This is a genomic window from Enterobacter sp. BIDMC 26 (genome assembly GCF_000534435.1).
Lineage (GTDB): Bacteria > Pseudomonadota > Gammaproteobacteria > Enterobacterales > Enterobacteriaceae > Enterobacter > Enterobacter ludwigii.
Genome location: NZ_KI973182.1, coordinates 4794660 through 4820400 on the forward strand (window position 1 = coordinate 4794660; position 25741 = coordinate 4820400).

Below are 25741 nucleotides of genomic sequence, written 5' to 3' on the forward strand. Positions count from 1 at the left end.
TGCAGGGTAATTAATTGGCACGGGCGTAGGAGAACTCTCCACGCCCGTGCTCGCATGTTAAGGGGCTTAAAAAAACCAATGGCAAAGCAAGACTATTACGAGATTTTAGGCGTTCCGAAAACTGCGGAAGAGCGTGAAATCAAAAAGGCGTATAAGCGCCTGGCCATGAAATTCCACCCGGACCGCAACCAGGGTGACAAAGAGGCTGAAGCCAAATTTAAAGAGATCAAAGAAGCCTACGAAGTCCTGACCGATGCACAGAAACGTGCGGCCTATGACCAGTACGGCCACGCAGCCTTCGAACAAGGCGGCATGGGCGGCGGTGGATTCGGTGGCGGCGGCTTTGGCGGCGGCGCTGACTTCAGCGATATCTTTGGCGATGTTTTCGGCGACATTTTTGGCGGCGGTCGTGGCCGTCAGCGCGCGGCGCGCGGCGCCGACCTGCGCTACAACATGGATCTGACGCTGGAAGAGGCCGTACGTGGCGTCACCAAAGAGATCCGTATTCCGACGCTGGAAGAGTGTGACGTTTGCCACGGCAGCGGCGCGAAAGCAGGCACCCAGCCGCAAACCTGTCCAACCTGTCACGGTTCCGGTCAGGTGCAGATGCGTCAGGGCTTCTTCGCCGTGCAGCAGGCGTGTCCGCACTGTCATGGTCGCGGTACGCTGATTAAAGACCCCTGCACAAAATGCCACGGTCATGGTCGCGTTGAGAAAACCAAGACGCTGTCCGTTAAAATCCCGGCAGGCGTGGACACGGGCGACCGTATCCGTCTGGCAGGTGAAGGTGAGGCCGGCGAGCACGGTGCACCGGCAGGCGATCTGTACGTTCAGGTTCAGGTCAAGCAGCACGCCATCTTTGAGCGTGAAGGCAACAACCTGTACTGTGAAGTGCCCATCAACTTCGCCATGGCGGCACTCGGTGGCGAAATTGAAGTGCCAACGCTTGATGGTCGCGTCAATCTGAAGGTTCCAGGCGAAACCCAGACCGGCAAGCTGTTCCGCATGCGTGGTAAAGGTGTTAAATCCGTTCGCGGTGGTGCGCAGGGCGACCTGCTGTGCCGCGTGGTGGTTGAAACCCCGGTTGGCCTGAACGACAAGCAGAAACAGCTGCTGAAAGAGCTGCAGGAAAGTTTTGGCGGCCCGACGGGTGAGAAAAACAGCCCGCGCTCCAAAAGCTTCTTCGATGGCGTCAAAAAATTCTTCGACGATTTGACCCGCTGATCCGTTAGCTGGTGTTCATCTCAAAAAGCCCGGAAGCGATTTCGGGCTTTTTCTTTTTGTAGCTGTCCTCATGGCTATCACTCGGTAAAACTGAATATATACTCAACATTAATCTGCTTTTGCCGAGCTGTTTGGCCTGGTATTATGGTTTTACCGAAGTATTGCTGTAAGAGAGAGCCTACGTGAAATTAATACACCGTTTTTTTAGCAGTGAAGCATCAGGCGGCATCATCCTGATTATTGCCGCTGCGGCCGCGATGGCGCTGGCCAATATGGGTTTCACACGCGACTTTTACCACGCGTTTCTGGAAACTCCCGTCGAGCTGAAAGTCGGGGCGCTGGAAATTAACAAGAACATGCTGCTGTGGATCAACGATGCACTGATGGCCGTGTTTTTCCTGCTGGTAGGACTGGAGGTTAAGCGTGAGCTGGTCCTGGGTTCGCTTGCCAGCCGTCAGCGTGCCGCGTTCCCGGTAATTGCCGCATTCGGGGGGATGGTCATTCCGGCGTTGCTCTTCCTGGCGTTCACCTGGCAGGATCCGGTATCGCGTCATGGCTGGGCCATTCCGGCAGCAACGGATATCGCGTTTGCCCTGGGTGTGCTGGCCTTGCTGGGAAGCCGCGTGCCGGTGGCATTGAAAATCTTCCTGATGGCGCTGGCAATCATTGATGACCTGGGCGCGATTGTCATTATTGCGCTGTTCTACACCAGCGACCTGTCGATCCTGTCGTTGAGCGTTGCCGCAGGAGCGATTGCGGTACTGGCGCTGTTGAACATTTGCAACGTGCGCCGCATCGGGATCTACGTGCTGGTGGGGATGGTGCTGTGGACCGCGGTACTGAAATCAGGCGTGCACGCTACGCTCGCCGGGGTCATCGTCGGCTTCTTCGTTCCGCTTAAGCCGCAGGAGGGGAAATCGCCTGCTAAACAGCTGGAGCATGTACTGCACCCGTGGGTCGCCTTTATGATCCTGCCGCTGTTTGCTTTCGCTAATGCAGGCGTTTCGCTGGAAGGGGTAACCCTTGAGGGACTGACCTCAATGTTGCCGCTGGGCATTATTGCCGGACTGTTTATTGGTAAGCCGCTGGGTATTAGCCTGTTCTGCTGGCTCGCGCTGAAGCTGAAGCTGGCGTCACTGCCGCACGGTACCACGTTTAAACAGATCATGGCGGTGGGCGTGCTGTGTGGCATTGGGTTTACCATGTCGATCTTTATCTCAACGCTGGCTTTTGGTGCCCATGCGCCTGAGCTTATCGTCTGGGCGAAGCTGGGTATCCTTATCGGATCGTTACTGGCCGCAGTCACTGGCTATACCTTATTGAAGGTCAAACTGTCCGGACCGGTCGTTCAGGCATAACAGGAAACCGGGAGAAGAACACCTTCTCCCGCTACACGATCAGGGAGCGAAGACACGATGTCTCATTTGAATTACAACCACCTTTACTACTTCTGGCACGTCTATAAGCAGGGCTCGGTCGTGGGGGCGGCAGAGGCGCTCTACCTGACGCCGCAGACCATCACCGGGCAAATCAAAGCGCTGGAAGAGCGGCTGCAGGGCAAGCTCTTTAAGCGCAAGGGCCGTGGGATTGAGCCAAGTGAGCTGGGCGAACTGGTTTTCCGCTACGCGGATAAGATGTTCACCTTAAGCCAGGAGATGCTGGATATCGTTAACTACCGCAAAGAGTCAAACCTGCTCTTTGACGTCGGCGTGGCGGATGCGTTGTCAAAACGGCTGGTCAGCGGCGTGCTGGATGCGGCGGTGGTCGAAGATGAGCAAATCCACCTGCGCTGTTTTGAGTCCACGCACGAGATGCTGCTGGAGCAGCTGAGCCAGCATAAGCTGGATATGATTATCTCGGACTGCCCGATCGACTCTACGCAGCAGGAAGGGCTGTTCTCGGTGAAGATTGGCGAATGCGGGGTCAGCTTCTGGTGCATTAACCCGCCGCCGGAAAAACCGTTTCCTGCCTGTCTGGAGGAGCGTCGTTTGCTGGTGCCAGGCCGGCGCTCCATGCTTGGGCGCAAACTGCTGAACTGGTTTAACTCTCAGGGACTGAAGGTGGAGATCCTTGGCGAGTTTGATGATGCTGCGCTAATGAAAGCCTTTGGTGAGGCGCATAACGCCATCTTCGTTGCACCGACGCTGTACGTGCACGATCTCTATTCAGATAACAAGATTACGGAGATTGGCCGGGTCGATAACGTGATGGAGGAGTATCACGCGATATTTGCAGAAAGGATGATTCAACATCCGGCGGTACAGCGCATCTGTAACCGCGACTACTCGGCGCTGTTTACGCCACCGGCAATCTGAAGATATAAAAAAACCCGCGTTAAGCGGGTTCTTTTAAAACAAGCAACAACAAGTGGCGATTAAGCCAGTTTGTTGATCTGCGCGGTCAGGTTTGCTTTATGACGCGCTGCTTTGTTTTTGTGGATCAGACCTTTAGCAGCCTGACGATCCACGATTGGTTGCATTTCATTAAATGCGTTCTGCGCAGCAGCTTTGTCGCCAGCTTCGATAGCTGCGTATACTTTCTTGATGAAAGTACGCATCATAGAGCGACGGCTTGCATTGTGCTTACGAGCCTTTTCAGACTGGATAGCACGTTTCTTAGCTGATTTGATATTAGCCAAGGTCCAACTCCCAAATATGATCTATGTGGACAATTCAAAGGCCGAGGAATATGCCCTCTATACCTTCTTTTGTCAATGGATTTGTGCAAATAAGCGCCGTTGATTGGCGACGCTACGTTACGTAGTGATGGCGCAGGATTCTACCAGCTTGTCGCTCGTGAATACAGCTTTTCGGCACAAAAAACGCAGTTCCCGGGCAGATTTTTTTGCTGTGAAAGGACAGCCTGATGAAATCATTACGGCTTTCTGTTTTGCGCGAACAATCGCCGGTTAACCTTAACCGCTGTACAAGGTATACTTTGGCGATTTTCACTGTTTTGAGCCAGACATGAAGCTGATACGCGGCATACATAATCTCAGCAGAGCACCGCACGGGTGCGTGCTGACCATTGGTAATTTCGACGGCGTGCATCGTGGTCATCAGGCGCTGCTGCAGGGATTGCGTAAAGAAGGGGAGGCGCGTGGCCTGCCCGTTGTAGTGATGATTTTTGAGCCGCAGCCGCTGGAGCTGTTTGCCGGCGATAAATCACCGGCTCGCCTCACTCGCCTGCGCGAGAAGTTGCGCTACCTGGCAGAGTCCGGGGTGGACTACGTATTGTGCGTGCGTTTCGATCGCCGCTTTGCCGCGCTGACAGCACAAAATTTCGTCAGTGACCTGCTGGTCAGGCGCCTTGGCGTGCAGTTTCTGGCCGTGGGGGATGATTTCCGCTTTGGCGCTGGTCGTCAGGGCGATTTCTTGCTATTACAGAAGGCTGGCCTCGAGTACGGCTTTGATGTCACCAGCGCAATGACCTTTTGCGAAGGCGGCGTCCGGGTTAGCAGCACTGCGGTACGTCAGGCGCTGGCCAACGATGAACTGGATACGGCGGAAACGCTGCTGGGGCATCCGTTTAGCATTTCAGGCCGTGTGGTCCATGGCGATGCGCTGGGCCGCACCATAGGTTTCCCGACGGCGAATATACCGCTACGTCGTCAGGTCTCCCCGGTTAAAGGGGTATATGCGGTGGAAGTGGCTGGTCTGGGCGATAAACCGTATTTCGGTGTCGCCAATATTGGCACACGTCCTACAGTCGCCGGTGTCCGTCAACAATTAGAAGTGCACCTGCTGGACGTTGTAATGGACCTTTATGGTCGCCATATAGATGTGATACTGCGTAAAAAAATACGCAATGAGCAGCGATTTGCTTCGCTGGATGAACTAAAGGCGCAAATCGCGCGAGATGAATTAACGGCCCGCGAGTTTTTTGGGCGAGTAAACCCGGCTTAAATGCCTACGTGAAAAATACGGAACCGAGAATCTGATGAGTGACTATAAATCAACCCTGAATTTGCCGGAAACAGGGTTCCCGATGCGCGGCGATCTCGCCAAGCGCGAACCGGGAATGCTGGCGCGTTGGACCGATGATGACCTGTACGGCATCATCCGTGCAGCCAAAAAAGGCAAAAAAACCTTCATTCTGCATGATGGCCCTCCATATGCGAATGGCAGCATTCATATTGGTCACTCTGTAAACAAGATTCTGAAAGACATTATCGTGAAGTCCAAAGGCCTCGCGGGATATGACTCGCCTTACGTTCCGGGCTGGGACTGCCATGGTCTGCCAATCGAACTGAAAGTTGAGCAAGAGTTTGGTAAGCCGGGTGAGAAGTTCACCGCGGCAGAATTCCGCGCAAAATGTCGCGAATACGCGGCTACGCAGGTTGACGGTCAGCGTCAGGACTTTATCCGCCTGGGCGTGCTGGGTGACTGGTCACGTCCGTACCTGACCATGGACTTCAAAACCGAAGCCAACATCATCCGTGCGCTGGGTAAAATCATCGGTAACGGCCATCTGCACAAAGGCGCGAAGCCGGTGCACTGGTGCGTGGACTGCCGTTCTGCGCTTGCAGAAGCGGAAGTGGAGTATTACGACAAAACCTCTCCGTCAATCGATGTGGCCTTCCACGCGGTCGATCAGGAGGCGGTGAAAGCCAAATTTGGCGTGACCTCTGTCAACGGCCCCATCTCGCTGGTTATCTGGACCACCACCCCGTGGACGCTGCCAGCAAACCGCGCGATCTCCCTGTCCGGTGAGTTCGAGTACGCGCTGGTGCAGGTTGACGGTCAGGCGCTGATCCTGGCGAAAGATCTGGTCGAAAGCGTGCTGAAACGCGCGAACATCGCCGACTATACCGTGCTGGGCACCGTGAAAGGTGACGCGCTGGAGCTGATGCGCTTCAAACACCCATTCCTGAACTTCGATGTGCCGGCGATCCTGGGCGATCACGTGACGCTGGATGCGGGTACCGGTGCGGTACATACCGCCGGTGGCCACGGTCCTGACGACTACAGCATCAGCCTGAAATACGGTCTTGAAATCGCTAACCCGGTTGGCCCTGACGGTTCTTACCTGCCAGGCACCTACCCGGCGCTGGACGGTATCAACGTCTTCAAAGCAAACGACATCATCGTTGACATGCTGCGCACCAGCGGCGCGCTGCTGCACGTTGAGAAAATGCAACACAGCTATCCGTGCTGCTGGCGTCACAAATCTCCGATCATCTTCCGTGCGACCCCACAGTGGTTCATTAGCATGGATCAGAAAGGCCTGCGCGAGCAGTCCCTGAAAGAGATCAAAGGCGTGCAGTGGATCCCGGACTGGGGTCAGGCGCGTATTGAGTCCATGGTCGCTAACCGTCCTGACTGGTGTATCTCCCGTCAGCGTACGTGGGGCGTGCCAATGTCTCTGTTCGTGCACAAAGAGACGCAGGAACTGCACCCGAACACCCTGGCGCTGATGGAAGAAGTCGCGAAGCGTGTTGAAGTTGACGGCATTCAGGCATGGTGGGATCTCGATTCCCGCGACATCCTGGGCGCTGATGCAGACAACTACGAGAAAGTGCCTGATACCCTGGACGTGTGGTTTGACTCCGGTTCAACGCACGCGTCTGTTGTTGACGTGCGTCCGGAATTTGCCGGCCACGCGGCAGATATGTATCTGGAAGGTTCTGACCAACACCGCGGCTGGTTCATGTCATCGCTGATGATTTCCACCGCCATGAAAGGTAAAGCACCGTATCGCCAGGTGCTGACCCACGGTTTCACCGTGGATGGTCAGGGCCGTAAGATGTCTAAATCGATCGGTAACACCGTCTCTCCGCAGGACGTGATGAACAAACTGGGCGCGGACATTCTGCGTCTGTGGGTTGCTTCTACCGACTATACCGGCGAAATGGCGGTGTCGGACGAGATCCTGAAACGTGCTGCCGACAGCTATCGTCGTATCCGTAACACCGCGCGCTTCCTGCTGGCGAACCTGAACGGGTTCGATCCGGTAAAAGATATGGTGAAACCGGAAGAGATGGTGGTGCTGGATCGCTGGGCGGTAGGCTGCGCGAAAGCGGCACAGGAAGATATCCTGAAGGCTTACGAATCTTACGATTTCCACGAAGTGGTGCAGCGCCTGATGCGCTTCTGCTCCATCGAGATGGGCTCGTTCTACCTCGACATTATCAAAGACCGCCAGTACACCGCGAAAGCGGACAGCGTGGCGCGTCGTAGCTGCCAGACTGCGCTGTTCCACATCGCAGAAGCGCTGGTTCGCTGGATGGCACCGATCATGTCCTTCACCGCAGATGAAATCTGGGGTTACCTGCCAGGCGACCGTGAGAAGTATGTCTTCACCGGCGAGTGGTATGAAGGTCTGTTCGATCTCTCCAGCACCGAAGCGATGAACGATGCCTTCTGGGACGAGCTACTGAAAGTGCGTGGCGAAGTGAACAAGGTTATCGAGCAGGCGCGTGCTGACAAGAAAGTCGGCGGCTCGCTGGAAGCGGCAGTTACCCTGTACGCCGAGCCAGAGCTGGCGGCGAAACTGACGGCGCTGGGCGATGAATTACGATTTGTCCTGTTGACCTCCGGTGCGAAAGTTGCGGATTATGCCCAGGCGTCTGCTGATGCACAGCAGAGCGAACTGCTCAAAGGACTGAAAGTCGCACTGAGCAAAGCCGAAGGTGATAAATGCCCGCGTTGCTGGCATTACACCACTGATGTCGGCCAGGTGGCGGAACACGCAGATATCTGCGGACGCTGTGTCAGCAACGTCGCCGGTGACGGCGAGAAACGTAAGTTTGCCTGATGAGTAAAACTCTCTGTTCAACAGGACTGCGCTGGCTGTGGCTGGTGGTGGTAGTGCTGATTATCGATCTGGGCAGCAAGTTCCTGATCCTCCAGCATTTTGCTCTGGGGGAGACGGTGTCGCTGTTCCCGTCGCTTAACCTGCATTACGCACGTAACTACGGTGCGGCGTTTAGTTTCCTTGCTGACAGCGGTGGCTGGCAGCGCTGGTTCTTTGCAGGTATCGCTATCGGTATCTGTGTGGTGCTATCGCTGCTGATGTACCGTTCGAAGGCAACACAAAAGCTAAATAACATCGCCTATGCGCTGATTATCGGTGGCGCGCTGGGCAACCTGTTTGATCGCCTGTGGCACGGCTTTGTGGTCGATATGATCGACTTCTATGTCGGCGACTGGCACTTCGCGACCTTTAACCTCGCCGACAGCGCAATTTGCATCGGCGCGGCGTTAATCGTGCTGGAAGGCTTCTTGCCGAACGCGGCCGCGAAGAAACAGGCTTAAATGTAAATGCCGGGTGGCGCATGCGCCCCCGGCCTACAGAATGTCTGGCCTCCCGTCTCTTACCGGTGGGTCAAAACAAGCGAGCAATTTGCATGTCTAAATCCGTACAGAGCAACAGCGCGGTTCTCGTTCATTTCACGCTGAAACTGGATGATGGCTCCACGGCTGAATCCACCCGCAATAACGGCAAACCCGCCCTGTTTCGTCTCGGCGACACCTCCCTGTCTGAAGGTCTTGAGCAACAGCTGCTTGGCCTGAAAGAAGGCGAGAAAAAGGCATTTTCGCTGGAGCCAGATGCCGCGTTTGGCGTGCCAAGCCCGGACCTTGTTCAGTACTTCTCGCGCCGCGAGTTTATGGATGCAGGTGAGCCGGAAATCGGGGCGATCATGCTCTTTACCGCTATGGATGGCAGCGAAATGCCTGGCGTGATCCGCGAAATCAATGGTGACTCCATCACCGTTGACTTCAACCATCCGCTTGCCGGGCGCACCGTCCATTTTGATATTGAAGTGCTGGAGATCGATCCGGTACTGGAGGCCTGAAATGCAGATCCTGTTGGCTAACCCGCGCGGCTTTTGCGCCGGTGTAGACCGCGCTATCAGCATTGTTGAAAACGCGCTCGAGATTTACGGCGCGCCGATTTATGTGCGTCACGAAGTGGTGCATAACCGTTATGTCGTCGACAGCCTGCGCGAGCGTGGCGCGATCTTCATTGAGCAGATCAGCGAAGTGCCTGACGGCGCGATCCTGATTTTCTCCGCGCACGGGGTTTCTCAGGCGGTGCGTAACGAAGCGAAAAGCCGCGATCTGACCGTGTTCGACGCCACCTGCCCATTAGTGACCAAAGTGCATATGGAAGTGGCGCGCGCCAGCCGTCGTGGTGAAGAGTCGATCCTGATTGGCCATGCCGGCCACCCGGAAGTCGAAGGTACCATGGGCCAGTACAGCAACCCGGAAGGGGGGATGTACCTGGTGGAGTCGCCGGAAGATGTGTTTACGCTGAACGTCAAAAATGAAACGCGTCTCTCGTTTATGACCCAGACGACGCTCTCCGTTGACGATACGTCGGACGTGATTGACGCCCTGCGCCAGCGCTTCCCGAAAATCGTCGGCCCGCGCAAGGACGACATTTGCTACGCCACCACCAATCGCCAGGAAGCGGTGCGTGCTCTGGCTGAACAGGCGGACGTGGTGCTGGTTGTCGGTTCGAAAAACTCTTCTAACTCCAACCGTCTGGCTGAACTTGCGCAGCGAATGGGGAAAGCGGCCTATCTGATTGATGATTCCAGCGATATCCAGGAAGCATGGGTGAAAAACGTGGCCTGTGTCGGGGTAACCGCCGGCGCCTCGGCTCCGGATATCCTGGTGCAGAACGTGATTTCCCGTCTGCAGGAACTGGGCGGCGGCGAAGCGGTCCCGCTGGAAGGACGCGAAGAGAATATTGTTTTCGAGGTCCCGAAAGAGCTGCGTATCGACGCACGCGAAGTCGAGTAAGTTTCCTCGCGCATGACCCGAATGCCGGCCACGTCAGTGGCCGGCATTTTTATTGCTGATTAACTGTGATTCACCTGACACATTGCGCCTTTGATGCGCAGGTTAATCGTTTAAATTGTTATGCTGGGCGGGTTGTTCTCCTCGGGCCGGAGAAGACGATGACTTCAGATATTATCCTGCCGCCTCTGGTGGCCTGGGCCAGTGGTACACTTGCCCGCGGCGCACTTATTCTTAAATCCACACGCCTTGCCGATCTCAATGGTTTGTTTGCCGATCGAGACGCCTGGGCACAATGCGATCCGCATCAGACGGTGTATGACGTCGAAATGCTGGAATCGCCTGCACAGGAAGGGGCCTTGTTTGTCGGCGTAACCCATTTACATGCAGGTAAAATTGGCCGGGAATTCTTTATGACCCGTGGCCATTTTCATCAACGTCGTGAACAGGGCGAAGTCTATTTTGGACTGCGGGGAAGTGGCCTGCTTTTACTCCAGACGACATCCGGCGAAACCCGTCTGGAGTGCGTGATGCCGGGATCCGTCCATATTATTGCGCCTTTTACCGCCCACCGTTTAATCAATACCGGTGAGACCACGCTCTCTTCACTCGCGGTCTGGCCCGCCGTAGCCGGACACGACTATGCCGCGTTACCCGATGGTTTTGCCGTGCGGGTATTGACCACTGACGGTGGCTGGGAGGTTCAGAATGGATAACTTTGGGCTGGACATGACCATCACCCGGCACCCGCTGGGGTTCAGCTACGGTGAGGACGTCACTGGCCCGATGCCAGAGATCCGTAAGCTTGATGAGATCCGCGCGTCGTTACGGGACCCTGACTGCTCAGGCCCGGAAGACGTTTATGCTATTGCGATGGATGTCGCCCGTCTGGCAGACCGGCAGGAGCTGAAAAAACGCATGCTGCTGTTTGGGGTCGTGACCTACGCGACGGGAACGCTGGGTGAAGAGCCGATCCGCAGCCAGGGGCATGTTCACCGTAAAAGCCGTCACAGCGGCTGGTCTCCGCCCGAGCTGTATGAAATCTGGCAGGGGCGCGCCATTATCTATATGCAGGAGTATGTTGCGGACGATCCCGGGCGCTGTTTCGCCGTACTGGCCGGGCCGGGTGAAAAGGTGCTGGTTCCGCCTGGCTGGGGGCATGCCACTATCTCTGCCTCGCCGGATGAACCGCTGACCTTCGGTGCGTGGTGCGACAGGGAATATGGTTTTGAATATGATGCCGTGCGGGCGCGTAAAGGACTGGCCTGGTATCCGCTGCTGCAGGGGAGCCATATCATCTGGCAGCACAACACGCATTATCTGGCGGGGCGGCTACAGATGATCACACCGCGTCGCTACAGCGAATTCGGCCTGACGGATGAGCCTGTCTATACGCAATTTATTGCCGATCCTGCTCGCTTTCAGTTTATCTCTCGCCCGGATAAAGTGGCCGAGCTGTGGCATAACTTCCACCCATAAAAAAACCGGGGCATTGCCCCGGCTGTCTTATCCGGCAAACAGACCTGATGCGACGCCCAGCGCCGCCAGCGCAAGCAACACAATCATGGCCCTGACCGGGGAGACGCCACGTTTTGCCATCAGATACCAGGTGCCCAGAACCACCAGAAGCGGTAATAGCTGCAGGAAGATACCGTCAAGCATCTGCTGAACATGGATGTTAACCCCGTCACGGGTGATAAATTCCAGTCCGGTGCCCAGCTTAACGTAGCTTGCCGCCACGCCGCCCATCACAAATACACCCAGCAGAGACAAAGCTTCGCGCAGTCGCGTTGACTTGCTGCTCACCAGCATCTCGACCGATCCTGAGCCCATCTGGTAGCCTTTCAGAAACAGAAACCAGGATCCCGGGATAATGATGGCAAGCCAGGCGACGGTGTAGAACAACGGGCCAAGAACATTTCCTCCGGCGGCAAGCGCCATACCGATGCTCAGCAAAATGGGGATCAGCATGCCGGGGATCATTGAGTCACCAATCCCCGCGATTGGTCCCATCAGCCCCACCTTCAGGGTATTGATCGTTTCGCCATCAATGGGCTCGCCGTTGGCTTTTTTCTCTTCCAGCCCAAGCGCCATACCGTTTACGATGGCACCGATCTGCGGCTCCGTGTTGTAAAACGAGGCGTGGCGGCGCAGCATCTCGGTGCGCTGGGCGGCATCCGGGTAGAGTTTTTTGGCGACCGGTAACATGCTCAGACAGAAGCCGAACGATTCCAGACGCTCGAAGCTCATCGAAGAGAGGTTATGCATCATCCACGCTCGCCAGCAGCGGCGCAGATCTTTTCGGGTCAGTTTACGGTCTTCCATCAGAATTCATCCTCATCGTCGGCGGGCCTACCCGGCGTGACAGCCTGCGGCGCTTCCGGCTTATAGTTGTAATGAATTAATGCCAGCAGGGCGCCCACAATCACCAGTGCCACCATGTTGAGCTTCAGGAACACAATGCATATGAAGCCCACCAGGAAGTAGATCAGCATGCTGTAGCTTTTGATGATCTGCTTAAGCAGGATGGCGATCCCAACGGCCGGTAAGATACCCCCCAGCACGTTCATGGTCGAAAGCACGATGCCGGGCAGACTGTCCATAAACCCGCTGATGTACTGCGCGCCAAAATAGACGGCGATGAACGTCGGCACAAAGCGCAGAACAAAGTTCATCGCCTGCGGCCAGACCGCGCTGTTAAGATAAATTCCGCGCTCATCCCCGAGCTCAAGCGCCACGTCGGCGCGGTGGTTCCAGAACGAGTTCAATACCATCATGGCGTTAAACAGTATCGTTCCGGCAATGCCAATGGTCGCCGCCAGCGCCACGGCCACCTCTGGCCCTTTGCCCGACAGAATCCCCAGCGCGATAGCAGGATAAGCGACAAAATTGAGATCGGCAGGCATTGAACCGCCGGGGGTGACCATCGCGATATAAACGGCCTGCACCGCCACACCAATCATGATCCCGGTTTTAACGTCGCCCAGAATCAGGCCCACCAGCATCCCCGAAACCAGCGGGCGGGAGATGAGATACCAGCCACCCGTCAGGCCAAACAGCCAGGGACTACTGAGTGCACCGAGATAGCAAAGCAGACCGATGAGAGAAGCTTCGAAAATCATCATGCGCTCCTTATTTCAGTTTTTGCCGGGCGTCCTGCCAGTTGTAAAAACTGGCATCGGGCACCAGACGAAACTCGATGGCATGCCCCTGTTCAGTCAGCCAGTCAAAGGCTGCTGCCTCCTCTGGCGTTACGGACTGATTAGGGCCAATGGTGGTGGTATTGGCGCGGGCACTCATTGGCCCGACGTTAATTTTGCCATTGCCGTTCTTCAGGCTTATGCCTGCCTGTTCAAGGCGTTGCAGGGTGACAGGCGATTTGCCAATCACGAAGTAGCGCTTATCGCTGGCAATCACTTTCGGCAGCTTTTCGATGGCGGTCAGGGTATCGAACAGCCACACTCTGGTATCTGACACCGCGCCTTTCATTACCGACGAGAGCAGCGGATCGGCCGCGACGGCATCGTCAATTGCCACGATGCCATCACAGGGCAGCTCTTTGGCCCAGCGTGTGACGAGCTGCCCGTGGATCACCCGGTCGTCAATACGTACAAACGAAATGCTCATATAAGCTCCTTAGAAATCGTCGTTCTGGGCGGATTCCACCCGTTTTGCCTGAACCAGGGTGGGCTGCGTTAATTCGATGAGCTGCGCGGCGGCGGCATGGACATCCCGGGCCATCAGAATGTCGTCGGTGAGCAAGAGCATGGGGAAGTTGACTCCTGCCACCACGGCGACCGGCGGATGCGTCTGGGGATTAAACGCGTATTCGCAGGCCACATTCCACGGTGTTCCACTCTGCATATCGCACAGGACGACGATGCCGTCTGCGCCCGCACCTGCGCGGTGGTATGCCGCAGCGAAATCACGGCGAAACCCCGCTATGCCAGCCTGTGCGTTCAGACATACCGCCTGTCGATGAGGAAGATCGCCATACACCATTTTTCCGCTTTCCAGCAGGGCGGTGGCCAGCGGGCCGTGTGTCGCCACAATAATGTGAATCATGGTTAACCTCTTACCCAGGCTTTAATGGTGGCAATGGATTTACCGCAGCTCGGCCCTGACGGAGAAATACGGTATTCGCCTGCGTCAGCAGGGACGATAAACGTTTCTGCGTAGTGCACAACGAAGGGGGCGAATGCGCCGCCGGGGCTGTCTACCGTCGCCTCTTCACCTTCAACAAGATTAAGGACATTCATGCCTCCGTGGGGGGAGTGCGTCACCGGTTCACTGAACCAGTGGCGACGCGTTTCGATGAATTCACGCTCGTGAAGCCCGGTCCGCTCTTCGCGCCAGCCGGTGCCTTCGCCGAGGGGTTCACACTGATTTACAAGATGCTGTTCGACCCACTGCGTATCGCGTTGCCAGTCGATCACCTTTTCGCCATGCGCCAGATGAACCGGGCGGGGTTGCCCATCCATTCCCAGCCGTCCCCAGTCCCAGAGCTTGAAGGTGAAAATGTAAGGCGTGGCGCTGATCTCAAGTACCACGGTTCCTGCTCCAGAACAGTGAACCGTACCGGCGGGGATCAAAAAATGATCGTGCTTGTTCGCCGCAAGATGATTGACGAAGCGGGCGTCGTCGAACGGCTTTTCACCGCGGCTGGCCCGTCTGAGGTCGTCCATCATCGCTTCGGGCCGGGTACCCGTTCGGGTCCCCAGATACACCTGAGCCCCTGGCTCTGCCTCAAGGATGTAATAGCTCTCATCCTGGGTGTAATGCATACCAAAATGCTGCTGTATGTACTCCGTGGTCGGATGCACCTGAAAACTCAGGTTCTGCCCGCCGAGGGTGTCAAGCAGGTCAAAGCGGATGGGAAATTCCGCGCCAAAACGGGCATGCACTTTTTCACCCAGCAGCGCCCGGGGGTGCAGCAGCACCAAATCCAGAGAGGGGATCTCGATCCGCACCGCGCCGTAACGAAGCAACAGGCTGTTTTCCTCGGGCACGCAGTCAAAACACCATGCGTAGTTAGGCGCAGAGGGATCGAGATCGAATTTCTGTTTCATCCATTGTCCGCCCCAGACGCCGGGGTCGAAAAAGGGCACTACACGAAAAGGACGTTGGGTGGTGTGTTGCAACCCGGCGCGCAGTGCATCGCCGCCGACCATCGCCGGATCATCCGCCTGGGTGGTATCCAGGAGATAATCAGTACGCCGTAGCAGCGGGGTTTTGTGACGATCGAATACGCGCCACTCAATGAAAAAGGCGCGTTTGTAGCGACGCAGAATATCCTCGTTTTGGTTCGCTGCGCCCCAGTTAGCCAGTTCACCGCTGCGCATGCGCTGCTGGATCTCCCAGCGCGGTAAATCGGCGTAGACCAGAATATCGCCTGCATTAACCAGCGCGGCACCCGGCCCGTAAATAACGATTATCCCTTCGCGGCACAGTTCGACCTGCGCCTGCAACGCCTCGCGTTTCACCGGGTCGATGAATTCCTCGAGCTGGTGGCAGGAGAGCACGCCGAAGACGCGGTCGTCAGTGAGATGTCGGGCCAGCAACCGGCTTAAAGCATGTTCGTCGAGACGCATCTGTTCGGCATTGAGCGTCAGCGTGGCCCCCAATGCTGGCAGCAGTTTTGTCTCCAGTTCCTCCAGCCTGACGCCGGGGTAGCAGTCAATGACCAGCACGGTTCGTGTATATTGACCCGCTCTGTGGTTAAGCTCGCGCACAATCGCGTCCCAGCCCTGCCAGGCACAATCGTCATACCCCTCTACTGCGACTTCCGGGAATTTATCGTAAGTTGCCATCTTTTCTCTCCGTCTTCGTTGCTTAAGGTTATTCGATTAACCTTGTTTGGGAAGGGTGATTAACGCGATTAACCCGCCAGTTCTGGCGATAAGTGGCGAAAAGGCGGCCATTATGTGAAGAGGCTCACGCGCAAAAGTGCAAAATTAAGGTTATTCGATTAATCTGATGTGAACGACAAGGAGCGATCATGACGGGTATCACGCTGGCTGATGTGGCAAAACGCGCCGGGGTTTCAACCGCCACCGTATCAATGGTGCTGTGTAATAAAGGGCGGATCTCGCAACGGACCCGGGAGCGCGTACTTCAGGCGCTGGATGAATCGGGCTATGTTTACAATCAGACGGCAGCCAACCTGCGAAACCGCAGCAGTAATCAGGTGGGACTCCTGTTGCATGACATCACGAACCCTTTTTATGGCGAAATGACGGCAGGTCTAAGCCATGAGATGGAACGCCACGACCTTCTGCTGTTTCTGGCAAACAGCGAAGAGTCGTCCGAGCGACAGCAAAAGTTTGTGGATTCGCTGATGCGTAACAACGTCTGTGGCATGGTGCTGTGTGCCGCGCGAGAAACCCCGCAGGCCTTTTTCGATGGTCTTAAGCGACGCAATATTCCGGCAATTATGGTCGTGCGACCGCTAAACGATCCGGACTTTGATTTTGTGGGAACCGATAACTTCCTTGGCACCCAAATGGCGACAGAGCATCTTCTTAGGATGGGGCATCGTCAGATTGCCTTTATCGGCGGTAGCCTGAATTCGGGGTCTCGCGCTCAGCGTATCGGCGGATTTACCAGTAAATTACTGGAGTATGGTGTGACGCCGAATCCCGAATGGATCGTCACCTCACAGGCAAGCCAGAGTGATGGCGCGCGCGTGGCGGAAGCGTTGTTGATGAACCATCCGCAGATTACCGCGGCAGTGTGTTACCAGGACATTGTTGCCCTTGGCGTTATGCAGTGTTTACGCAAAATGGGACGCGAGCCGGGACGCCATTTTGCCCTGGTGGGCTTTGACGATATTACCGAGGCCGGGCTGGTACAGCCTGCACTGACTACCGTCTCCGTTGCCGCGAAGGAGATAGGGCGTAAGGCCGGCGAGCTTCTTTTCAGCCGGATACAGGGGAACCGGGAGCCGGCGAAACGCATTATTTTACCGCCCGCGCTGGTGGTCCGCGAATCGTGCGGTTTTCGCTGAAGATTATGCCTTTTGCTGATATTTCTTCCTGTTTATCATTAAATTCTAATTATCGTCGTTTTCAGTTGGCAGCATCTGCAAAGGCTGGTTAATCTGAAAACGGTTTACATCATTTTAACGTAAGAGAATAACTATGCATGATGCACAGATCCGTGTCGCCATTGCGGGCGCGGGTGGACGTATGGGTCGCCAGCTGATTCAGGCGGCACTACAGATGGATGGCGTGGCACTGGGCGCGGCGCTGGAGCGTGACGGCTCATCGTTGCTTGGCGCTGACGCGGGTGAGCTGGCGGGCGCGGGTAAGACAGGCGTTATCGTGCAGAGCAGCCTGGAGGCGGTAAAAGATGACTTTGATGTGTTCATCGATTTTACCCGTCCGGAAGGCACGCTCACGCATCTGGCATTTTGCCGTCAGCACGGTAAAGGAATGGTGATCGGCACCACCGGTTTTGATGATGCCGGGAAGCAGGCCATTCAGGATGCCTCACACGAGATTGCGATTGTCTTCGCCGCAAACTTTAGCGTGGGGGTGAACGTCATGCTGAAGCTGCTGGAGAAGGCAGCGAAGGTCATGGGCAGTTATACCGACATTGAGATTGTTGAAGCGCACCATCGTTATAAAGTCGACGCGCCATCCGGTACGGCGCTGGCGATGGGGGAAGCGATTGCTCATGCACTGGATAAAGATTTGAAAGACTGCGCGGTCTACACCCGTGAAGGGCACACCGGTGAACGTGTTCCCGGCACGATTGGTTTTGCTACCGTCCGCGCGGGCGATATCGTCGGCGAACATACGGCGATGTTCGCCGATATTGGGGAACGCGTCGAGATTACGCATAAGGCATCCAGCCGGATGACGTTTGCAAATGGCGCTGTACGCTCCGCCTTGTGGTTAAAAGGCAAGGGAAATGGTCTTTTTGATATGCGAGATGTGCTCGATCTCAACAATTTGTAACCGTTATTACCCATCGTGATGTGGTTATTGCAGTCGTAATGCTTTGATTGCATAGGGCAATATTTTATTGCCCTTTTATTTTATGTGTTTCATAGTAATTTTATTAATTTGCACACTAAAGTTCATCTCTTCCACGTGTTTTGTGTTATCTGAATGTAAATTTTGACCGTCTGGTCCACTTTTTGATGCCACGAAGCAGTCTTTCCCATTAAACTTGCCGCGCAAGCGTTTCCCGCAGTGATTTACCTGATCTTTTTGCCGCTTAAGCTCTCCTGGCTCTCTCAGGCTCGCAAAAGAATATGACAAATCTCCGTTTTAAGTTGACTTTTAGCCACCAAATCCCCAGAATGCCGCCGTTTGCCAAAAATCCGCTGGCAACACATTTGCATTGATTCATGACGCGGTTATGAATTAATATGCAAATAAAGTGAGTGAATATTCTCTGGAGGGTGTTTTGATTAAGTCAGCGCTATTGGTTCTGGAAGACGGAACCCAGTTTATCGGTCGGGCCATAGGGGCAACGGGTTCGGCGGTTGGGGAAGTCGTTTTCAATACTTCAATGACCGGTTATCAAGAAATCCTCACTGATCCTTCCTATTCTCGCCAAATCGTTACTCTTACTTATCCTCATATCGGCAATGTCGGCACCAATGCTGCTGACGAAGAATCCTCTCAGGTACATGCGCAAGGCCTGGTCATTCGCGACCTGCCGCTGATTGCCAGCAACTACCGCAATACCGAGGACCTCTCTTCCTACCTGAAGCGCCATAACATCGTGGCGATTGCTGATATCGATACCCGTAAGCTGACGCGTCTGCTGCGCGAGAAGGGTGCACAAAACGGTTGTATCATCGCAGGGGATAACCTCGATGCAGCCCTGGCGCTGGAAAAAGCGAAAGCTTTCCCGGGTCTGAACGGCATGGACCTGGCGAAAGAAGTGACCACAGCAGAAGCCTATAGCTGGACGCAGGGAAGCTGGACGCTGGCGGGAGACCTGCCGGAAGCGAAAAAAGAGAGCGACCTGCCATTCCACGTGGTGGCGTACGATTTTGGTGCCAAGCGCAACATCCTGCGTATGCTGGTCGACCGCGGCTGCCGCCTGACGGTTGTCCCGGCGAAAACCTCTGCTGAAGAGGTACTGAAGATGAATCCGGACGGTATTTTCCTGTCCAACGGTCCTGGCGACCCGGCACCGTGCGATTACGCTATCGACGCCATCAAATCCTTCCTGGAAACCGATATCCCGGTATTCGGCATCTGTCTGGGTCATCAGCTGCTGGCGCTGGCGAGCGGTGCCAACACCGTGAAGATGAAGTTCGGTCACCACGGTGGGAACCACCCGGTGAAAGATATCGATAACAACACGGTAATGATTACGGCACAGAACCACGGCTTCGCAGTGGATGAGGCGTCAATGCCGGCTAACCTGCGCGTGACCCACAAGTCTCTGTTCGATGGCACCCTGCAGGGGATTCATCGTACCGATAAGCCAGCGTTCAGCTTCCAGGGTCACCCTGAAGCCAGCCCGGGCCCGCACGATGCCGCGCCGCTGTTCGATCATTTCATCGAACTTATTGAGCAATACCGTAAGACCGCTAAATAATCAGGAGCCGAGAAGACCATGCCAAAACGTACAGACATAAAAAGCATCCTGATCCTTGGCGCTGGCCCGATTGTGATCGGCCAGGCCTGCGAATTCGACTACTCCGGTGCCCAGGCGTGTAAAGCCCTGCGCGAAGAGGGTTACCGCGTTATTCTGGTGAACTCTAACCCGGCCACCATTATGACCGACCCGGAAATGGCTGATGCAACCTACATCGAGCCGATTCACTGGGAAGTGGTACGCAAAATCATCGAAAAAGAGCGTCCGGACGCGGTTCTGCCTACCATGGGCGGCCAGACGGCGCTGAACTGTGCGCTGGAGCTGGAACGTCAGGGCGTGCTGGAAGAGTTCGGCGTGACCATGATTGGTGCGACAGCCGATGCCATTGATAAAGCTGAAGACCGCCGTCGCTTCGACGTGGCGATGAAGAAAATCGGCCTCGACACCGCGCGTTCCGGTATTGCACATACCATGGAAGAAGCGCTGGCCGTGGCGGCTGACGTTGGTTATCCGTGCATTATCCGTCCATCCTTCACCATGGGTGGCACCGGCGGCGGTATTGCCTACAACCGCGAAGAGTTCGAAGAGATTTGTGAACGCGGTCTGGATCTCTCCCCCACCAAAGAGCTGCTGATTGATGAATCGCTGATTGGCTGGAAAGAGTACGAGATGGAAGTGGTGCGTGATAAAAACGACAACTGCATCATCGTCTGCTCCATCGAAAACTTCGATGCGATGGGTATCCACACCGGCGACTCCATCACCGTAGCGCCAGCCCAAACGCTGACCGACAAAGAGTATCAAATCATGCGTAACGCCTCGATGGCGGTACTGCGTGAAATCGGCGTAGAAACGGGTGGCTCTAACGTTCAGTTTGCCGTGAACCCGAAAAACGGTCGCCTGATTGTTATCGAAATGAACCCGCGTGTTTCTCGCTCCTCCGCGCTGGCCTCGAAAGCCACCGGCTTCCCGATTGCGAAAGTGGCCGCGAAACTGGCGGTGGGATATACCCTCGATGAGCTGATGAACGACATCACCGGTGGCCGCACTCCAGCGTCCTTCGAGCCGTCCATCGACTACGTTGTGACCAAGATCCCTCGCTTTAACTTCGAGAAGTTCGCCGGCGCAAACGACCGTCTGACCACGCAGATGAAATCTGTTGGCGAAGTGATGGCGATTGGGCGTACTCAGCAGGAATCCCTGCAGAAAGCGCTGCGTGGCCTGGAAGTGGGTGCCACGGGTTTTGACCCGAAAGTGAGCCTGGAAGACCCTGAAGCGCTGACCAAAATTCGCCGCGAGCTGAAAGACGCAGGCGCAGAGCGTATCTGGTACATCGCCGATGCGTTCCGTGCGGGCCTCTCTGTTGATGGCGTGTTCAACCTGACCAACATCGACCGCTGGTTCCTGGTGCAGATTGAAGAGCTGGTACGTCTGGAAGAAAGAGTCGCGGACCTGGGTATCAATGGCCTGGACGCTGACTTCCTGCGCGTACTGAAGCGTAAAGGCTTCGCCGATGCGCGTCTGGCCAAACTGGCGGGCGTACGTGAAGCGGAAATCCGCAAGCTGCGTGACCAGTATGACCTGCACCCGGTCTACAAACGCGTGGATACCTGTGCAGCGGAGTTCGCGACCGACACCGCTTACATGTACTCCACGTATGAAGATGAGTGTGAAGCGAATCCGTCCGTCGACCGCGACAAGATTATGGTGCTGGGCGGCGGTCCTAACCGTATCGGCCAGGGCATCGAGTTTGACTACTGCTGCGTTCATGCCTCCCTGGCACTGCGCGAAGACGGTTACGAGACCATCATGGTCAACTGTAACCCGGAAACCGTGTCGACCGACTACGATACCTCCGACCGCCTCTACTTTGAGCCGGTAACGCTGGAAGATGTGCTGGAAATCGTGCGTATCGAGAAGCCTAAAGGCGTAATCGTGCAATACGGTGGCCAGACCCCACTGAAACTGGCGCGCGCACTGGAAGCCGCTGGTGTGCCGGTAATCGGTACCAGCCCGGATGCAATCGACCGTGCAGAAGACCGTGAACGTTTCCAGCAGGCGGTTGACCGTCTGAAGCTGAAACAGCCGGCCAATGCCACCGTCACCGCTATCGAGATGGCTGTTGAGAAGGCGAAAGAGATTGGCTACCCGCTGGTGGTACGTCCTTCGTACGTGCTGGGCGGCCGCGCGATGGAAATCGTCTACGACGAAGCTGACCTGCGTCGCTACTTCCAGACGGCAGTGAGCGTGTCCAACGATGCACCGGTTCTGCTCGACCGCTTCCTCGACGATGCCGTCGAAGTGGATGTGGATGCCATCTGTGACGGCGAAATGGTGCTGATTGGCGGTATCATGGAGCACATCGAACAGGCAGGCGTTCACTCCGGTGACTCAGCATGTTCCCTGCCAGCGTACACCCTGAGCCAGGAAATTCAGGACGTGATGCGCCAGCAGGTGCAGAAGCTGGCCTTCGAACTGCAGGTTCGCGGTCTGATGAACGTCCAGTTCGCTGTTAAAGACAACGAAGTCTACCTGATTGAAGTGAACCCGCGCGCAGCACGTACCGTACCGTTCGTCTCCAAAGCTACCGGTGTTCCGCTGGCGAAAGTGGCGGCGCGCGTGATGGCGGGCCAGACGCTGGCACAGCAGGGCGTGACGAAAGAAATTATCCCACCGTACTACTCGGTGAAAGAAGTGGTACTGCCGTTCAACAAATTCCCGGGCGTCGACCCGCTGTTAGGGCCAGAAATGCGTTCTACCGGGGAAGTGATGGGCGTGGGCCGCACCTTCGCAGAAGCGTTCGCGAAGGCGCAGTTAGGCAGTAACTCCACCATGAAAAAATCTGGCCGTGCGCTGCTCTCTGTTCGCGAAGGCGATAAAGAGCGCGTGGTTGACCTGGCGGCTAAGCTGCTGAAACAGGGCTTCGAGCTGGATGCAACCCACGGCACGGCCATTGTGCTGGGTGAAGCGGGCATTAATCCGCGTCTGGTGAACAAGGTGCATGAAGGTCGTCCGCACATTCAGGATCGCATCAAGAATGGCGAATACACCTACATCATTAACACCACCGCAGGTCGTCAGGCGATTGAAGACTCCAAGCTGATTCGCCGCAGCGCGCTGCAGTACAAAGTGCATTACGACACTACCCTGAACGGTGGTTTCGCCACCGCGATGGCACTGAACGCTGATGCCACCGAGAAGGTGATTTCCGTTCAGGAAATGCACGCCCAGATTAACAAGTAAGCCAACATACCCGGCAGTATTCGCTGCCGGGTATTATTCCTACCTTCAGAACCTTCTGGTTTTCCAACCGCATTCAGTCAGTTAGCCTAAAATGGTTAGGTCGATAACGAAATTCAACTGAGAGCAGGGGAAAACACCATGCAAAATAAACTTCTGATCGCGTCCGTTCTGGCTGCCACCGCCATGTTTACCGTTGCGGGCTGTTCATCTAATCAGGCAGTAAAAACCACGGATGGCCGTACGATAGTGACTGACGGTAAGCCGCAGGTCGATGATGACACCGGTCTGGTTTCCTATAAAAACGCCGAAACGGGTCAAACTGAACAGATCAACCGTGACCAGGTGAAATCCATGGGCGAACTGGATAACTAGTTCAGATTTCTGACGTTAGCCCGTCAATAATATTCACTATTAGCCTGTTGAATTACTGACTACACTCTTTTGGTAAAAGAAGGCAGTAAAACAACAGGCTAATTAATGATTCTGATAATTTACGCACATCCGTATCCGCATCACTCGCATGCAAATAAACGGATGCTTGAGCAGGTAAGGACGCTTGATAACGTAGAGATACGTTCCCTCTATCAACTTTATCCCGATTTTAATATCGATATCGCCGCCGAACAGGAGGCGCTCTCTCGTGCCGATTTAATTATCTGGCAGCATCCGATGCAATGGTACAGCACCCCTCCGCTCCTCAAACTGTGGATCGATAAAGTCTTTTCCCACGGCTGGGCGTATGGCCACAACGGTCACGCGCTTAAAGGCAAAAGCCTGATGTGGGCCGTGACCACCGGCGGGGGAGAAAGCCACTTCGATATTGGTGCTTTCCCGGGCTTTGAGGTGCTGTCACAGCCGCTGCAGGCGACGGCGCTCTATTGTGGGCTGAACTGGCTCCCCCCTTTTGCGATGCACTGTACGTTCGTTTGCGATGATGAGACGTTGCAGGCGCAGGCACGCCATTATAAACAACGGTTACTTGAGTGGCAGGAGGCGAACAATGGATAGCCATACGCTGATACAGGCGCTGATTTACCTCGGCGCGGCTGCGCTGATTGTACCCGTGGCGGTACGTCTGGGGCTGGGTTCGGTGCTGGGTTACCTCATTGCCGGCTGTGTCATTGGACCGTGGGGCTTCCGTCTGGTGACCGATGCCGAGGCGATTCTCCATTTCGCTGAGATCGGCGTCGTGCTGATGCTGTTTGTAATTGGCCTGGAGCTGGATCCCCGGCGGTTATGGAAACTGCGCGCTTCGGTATTTGGTGGGGGAGCGTTGCAGATGGTGGCCTGTGGTTTGCTGCTGGGCGGGTTCTGTATCCTGCTGGGCATGGACTGGAAAGTCGCGACTCTCATCGGCCTGACGCTGGCACTCTCCTCAACGGCCATTGCCATGCAGGCAATGAACGAGCGTAACCTGACGGTCTCTCAGATGGGGCGCAGCGCGTTTTCGGTGCTGCTGTTCCAGGATATTGCCGCCATCCCGCTGGTGGCGATGATCCCGCTGCTGGCCGCAAGCGGTGCCTCAACGACCATGGGAGCTTTTGCGCTTTCCGCGCTGAAAGTGGTTGGTGCCCTGGCGCTGGTTATTCTGCTTGGCCGCTACGTGACCCGACCGTTGCTGCGCTTTGTCGCTCGCTCCGGCCTGCGTGAAGTTTTCAGTGCCGTTGCGCTGTTCCTGGTGTTTGGCTTTGGTTTGCTGCTCGAGGAAGCCGGCCTATCGATGGCTATGGGGGCGTTCCTGGCCGGGGTGCTGCTGGCCAGCTCTGAATATCGCCATGCGCTGGAAAGTGATATCGAGCCGTTTAAGGGATTATTGCTGGGGCTGTTTTTCATCGGCGTGGGGATGTCTATCGACTTTGGCACGCTGGTAACGCATCCGCTGCGGATCCTCATCCTGCTGGTCGGTTTCCTGGTCATTAAGATGGGCATGTTGTGGCTGATAGCGCGTCCATTAACGGTGCCCAACAAGCAGCGTCGTTGGTTTGCCGTACTGCTGGGGCAGGGGAGTGAGTTTGCATTCGTGGTCTTTGGCGCGGCGCAGATGGCCAACGTACTGGATGCTGAGTGGGCGAAAGCGCTGACGCTTGCGGTCGCACTGTCGATGGCCGCAACGCCTGTTCTGCTGGTGGTGCTGGCGCGTCTGGAAAAAACGGGGAGCGAGCAAGAACGCGAAGCCGACGAGATCGACGAGGAGCAGCCACGGGTGATCATCGCCGGGTTTGGTCGCTTCGGGCAGATCGTGGGCCGTTTGCTGTTGTCGAGCGGGGTCAAAATGGTGATCCTCGACCACGATCCCGACCATGTTGAGACCCTGCGGAAATTCGACATGAAAGTGTTTTACGGGGATGCGACCCGTGTCGATCTGCTGGAATCCGCCGGGGCGGCGAAAGCGGAAGTGTTGATTAACGCGATCGACGATCCGGAGACCAGCATGCAGATGGTGGAGCTGGTCAAGGAACACTTCCCCGAGCTGACCATTATCTCTCGCGCCCGCGATGTGGATCACTACATCCGGCTGCGTCAGGCAGGTGTGGAGGCGCCAGAGCGTGAAACGTTCGAAGGTGCGCTCAAGTCTGGCCGGATGGCGCTGGAAAATCTGGGGCTAGGTGCCTATGAAGCACGTGAACGTGCGGACCTGTTCCGCCGCTTTAACACCGAGATGGTGGAAGAGATGGTGGCGATGGCGGGCAGCACAGCCACCGAGCGTGCAGCGGTGTTTAAACGCACCAGCGCGATGCTGACGGAAATCATTAACGAGGACCGCAATCACCTGTCGCTTATCCAGCGTCTCGGCTGGCAGGGCACGGAAGAGGGCAAGCATACCGGCGATCCGGCGGACGAACCGGAGAGTAAACCTTCCGCGTGAAGTGGAGTTGCCAGCAATATTAAAAAATTTCTCTATCTTTACTCAGCCGCCAGTCGACGAAAGATTAAGCTTTCCGTATAGTGGCGGCAATTTTTTG

General features: G+C 55.8%; 23 protein-coding genes and 1 pseudogene. 18 read left to right on the forward strand and 6 right to left on the reverse strand.

Annotation, left to right across the window (positions count from 1 at the left end; all coding sequences use genetic code 11):
• Positions 1-78: 78 nt before the first annotated feature.
• The 3 genes from dnaJ (at position 79) to nhaR (ending at position 3539) form a co-directional block, all read left to right on the forward strand.
• Positions 79-1224, forward strand: a complete 1146-nt coding sequence (dnaJ, locus tag L462_RS01110) for a molecular chaperone DnaJ (RefSeq protein ID WP_020882543.1) — start codon at positions 79-81, stop codon at positions 1222-1224.
• A gap of 182 nt (positions 1225-1406) precedes the next feature.
• The gene (gene nhaA / locus L462_RS01105) at positions 1407-2582 is read left to right on the forward strand and encodes a Na+/H+ antiporter NhaA (RefSeq protein WP_014168571.1); all 1176 of its coding nucleotides are present in this window, start codon (positions 1407-1409) and stop codon (positions 2580-2582) included.
• Between the two features lie 57 nt (positions 2583-2639).
• Positions 2640-3539, forward strand: coding sequence for a transcriptional activator NhaR (gene nhaR, locus L462_RS01100; RefSeq protein WP_014168572.1), 900 nt, complete (start codon positions 2640-2642; stop codon positions 3537-3539).
• A 59-nt stretch (positions 3540-3598) separates the two neighbouring features.
• On the opposite strand, the gene rpsT is transcribed toward nhaR, so the two are convergent.
• Complete coding sequence (gene rpsT, locus L462_RS01095) at positions 3599-3862, reverse strand: 30S ribosomal protein S20 (RefSeq protein WP_008502037.1); 264 nt, start codon at positions 3860-3862, stop codon at positions 3599-3601.
• A 102-nt stretch (positions 3863-3964) separates the two neighbouring features.
• Between rpsT and L462_RS25680 the strand changes: the two are divergent.
• The 8 genes and pseudogenes from L462_RS25680 (at position 3965) to L462_RS01060 (ending at position 11450) form a co-directional block, all read left to right on the forward strand.
• Positions 3965-4183 (forward strand): annotated as a pseudogene (locus tag L462_RS25680) (DUF2575 domain-containing protein).
• A 7-nt stretch (positions 4184-4190) separates the two neighbouring features.
• Positions 4191-5129 carry a bifunctional riboflavin kinase/FAD synthetase gene (gene ribF / locus L462_RS01090; protein ID WP_014168574.1) on the forward strand — a complete coding sequence of 313 codons (939 nt, stop codon included), beginning with the start codon at positions 4191-4193 and terminating at the stop codon, positions 5127-5129.
• Positions 5130-5163: 34 nt separating this feature from the next.
• Entirely contained in the window at positions 5164-7980 is a 2817-nt protein-coding gene (gene ileS, locus L462_RS01085) for an isoleucine--tRNA ligase (protein ID WP_032679602.1), read from the forward strand.
• Positions 7980-8480, forward strand: coding sequence for a signal peptidase II (lspA, locus tag L462_RS01080; protein WP_032679603.1), 501 nt, complete (start codon positions 7980-7982; stop codon positions 8478-8480). The genes ileS and lspA overlap by 1 nt, the downstream gene beginning before the upstream one ends.
• Positions 8481-8572: 92 nt before the next feature.
• Positions 8573-9022 carry an FKBP-type peptidyl-prolyl cis-trans isomerase gene (fkpB, locus tag L462_RS01075; protein WP_020882546.1) on the forward strand — a complete coding sequence of 150 codons (450 nt, stop codon included), beginning with the start codon at positions 8573-8575 and terminating at the stop codon, positions 9020-9022.
• A gap of 1 nt (position 9023) precedes the next feature.
• Positions 9024-9974, forward strand: coding sequence for a 4-hydroxy-3-methylbut-2-enyl diphosphate reductase (gene ispH, locus L462_RS01070; protein ID WP_020882547.1), 951 nt, complete (start codon positions 9024-9026; stop codon positions 9972-9974).
• A 158-nt stretch (positions 9975-10132) separates the two neighbouring features.
• A complete protein-coding gene (locus L462_RS01065) occupies positions 10133-10687 on the forward strand; it encodes a glucose-6-phosphate isomerase family protein (protein ID WP_020882548.1) in 555 nt (184 codons plus the stop codon).
• Entirely contained in the window at positions 10680-11450 is a 771-nt protein-coding gene (locus tag L462_RS01060; protein WP_032679604.1) for a glucose-6-phosphate isomerase family protein, read from the forward strand. Before L462_RS01065 ends, L462_RS01060 begins: the two co-directional genes overlap by 8 nt.
• A 27-nt stretch (positions 11451-11477) precedes the next feature.
• Here L462_RS01060 and L462_RS01055 read toward each other — a convergent pair whose 3' ends face one another.
• The 5 genes from L462_RS01055 to L462_RS01035 are packed head-to-tail and all read right to left on the reverse strand — an operon-like array spanning position 11478 to position 15781.
• Positions 11478-12296 (reverse strand): PTS system mannose/fructose/sorbose family transporter subunit IID, encoded by an 819-nt coding sequence (locus tag L462_RS01055; RefSeq protein WP_032679605.1) that lies wholly within the window; start codon positions 12294-12296, stop codon positions 11478-11480.
• On the reverse strand, positions 12296-13093 hold the full coding sequence (locus L462_RS01050; RefSeq protein ID WP_155964489.1) for a PTS mannose/fructose/sorbose/N-acetylgalactosamine transporter subunit IIC: 798 nt from the start codon (positions 13091-13093) through the stop codon (positions 12296-12298). The genes L462_RS01055 and L462_RS01050 overlap by 1 nt, the downstream gene beginning before the upstream one ends.
• Before the next feature lie 10 nt (positions 13094-13103).
• On the reverse strand, positions 13104-13598 hold the full coding sequence (locus tag L462_RS01045) for a PTS sugar transporter subunit IIB (protein ID WP_032679607.1): 495 nt from the start codon (positions 13596-13598) through the stop codon (positions 13104-13106).
• Positions 13599-13607: 9 nt separating this feature from the next.
• Positions 13608-14036: a PTS sugar transporter subunit IIA gene (locus L462_RS01040; RefSeq protein ID WP_025205457.1), complete on the reverse strand. Its 429-nt coding sequence runs from the start codon at positions 14034-14036 to the stop codon at positions 13608-13610.
• A 2-nt stretch (positions 14037-14038) separates the two neighbouring features.
• On the reverse strand, positions 14039-15781 hold the full coding sequence (locus L462_RS01035) for a class I mannose-6-phosphate isomerase (protein ID WP_032679608.1): 1743 nt from the start codon (positions 15779-15781) through the stop codon (positions 14039-14041).
• 188 nt (positions 15782-15969) lie between these two features.
• On the opposite strand from L462_RS01035, the gene L462_RS01030 reads away from it, so the two are divergent.
• The 7 genes from L462_RS01030 to kefC all read left to right on the forward strand — a co-directional run bounded on the left by L462_RS01030 (position 15970) and on the right by kefC (position 25644).
• Positions 15970-16977, forward strand: coding sequence for a LacI family DNA-binding transcriptional regulator (locus L462_RS01030; RefSeq protein ID WP_020882554.1), 1008 nt, complete (start codon positions 15970-15972; stop codon positions 16975-16977).
• 133 nt (positions 16978-17110) lie between these two features.
• Positions 17111-17932 carry a 4-hydroxy-tetrahydrodipicolinate reductase gene (gene dapB / locus L462_RS01025; protein WP_032679609.1) on the forward strand — a complete coding sequence of 274 codons (822 nt, stop codon included), beginning with the start codon at positions 17111-17113 and terminating at the stop codon, positions 17930-17932.
• A 454-nt stretch (positions 17933-18386) separates the two neighbouring features.
• Positions 18387-19535: a glutamine-hydrolyzing carbamoyl-phosphate synthase small subunit gene (gene carA / locus L462_RS01020; RefSeq protein WP_020882556.1), complete on the forward strand. Its 1149-nt coding sequence runs from the start codon at positions 18387-18389 to the stop codon at positions 19533-19535.
• Between the two features lie 18 nt (positions 19536-19553).
• Entirely contained in the window at positions 19554-22778 is a 3225-nt protein-coding gene (carB, locus tag L462_RS01015; protein ID WP_014168589.1) for a carbamoyl-phosphate synthase large subunit, read from the forward strand.
• Positions 22779-22916: 138 nt separating this feature from the next.
• Positions 22917-23150, forward strand: a complete 234-nt coding sequence (locus tag L462_RS01010; RefSeq protein ID WP_010427047.1) for a YgdI/YgdR family lipoprotein — start codon at positions 22917-22919, stop codon at positions 23148-23150.
• Between the two features lie 105 nt (positions 23151-23255).
• Complete coding sequence (gene kefF, locus L462_RS01005; RefSeq protein WP_020882557.1) at positions 23256-23786, forward strand: glutathione-regulated potassium-efflux system oxidoreductase KefF; 531 nt, start codon at positions 23256-23258, stop codon at positions 23784-23786.
• Positions 23779-25644 (forward strand): glutathione-regulated potassium-efflux system protein KefC, encoded by a 1866-nt coding sequence (kefC, locus tag L462_RS01000; protein ID WP_032679610.1) that lies wholly within the window; start codon positions 23779-23781, stop codon positions 25642-25644. Before kefF ends, kefC begins: the two co-directional genes overlap by 8 nt.
• Positions 25645-25741: the final 97 nt, after the last annotated feature.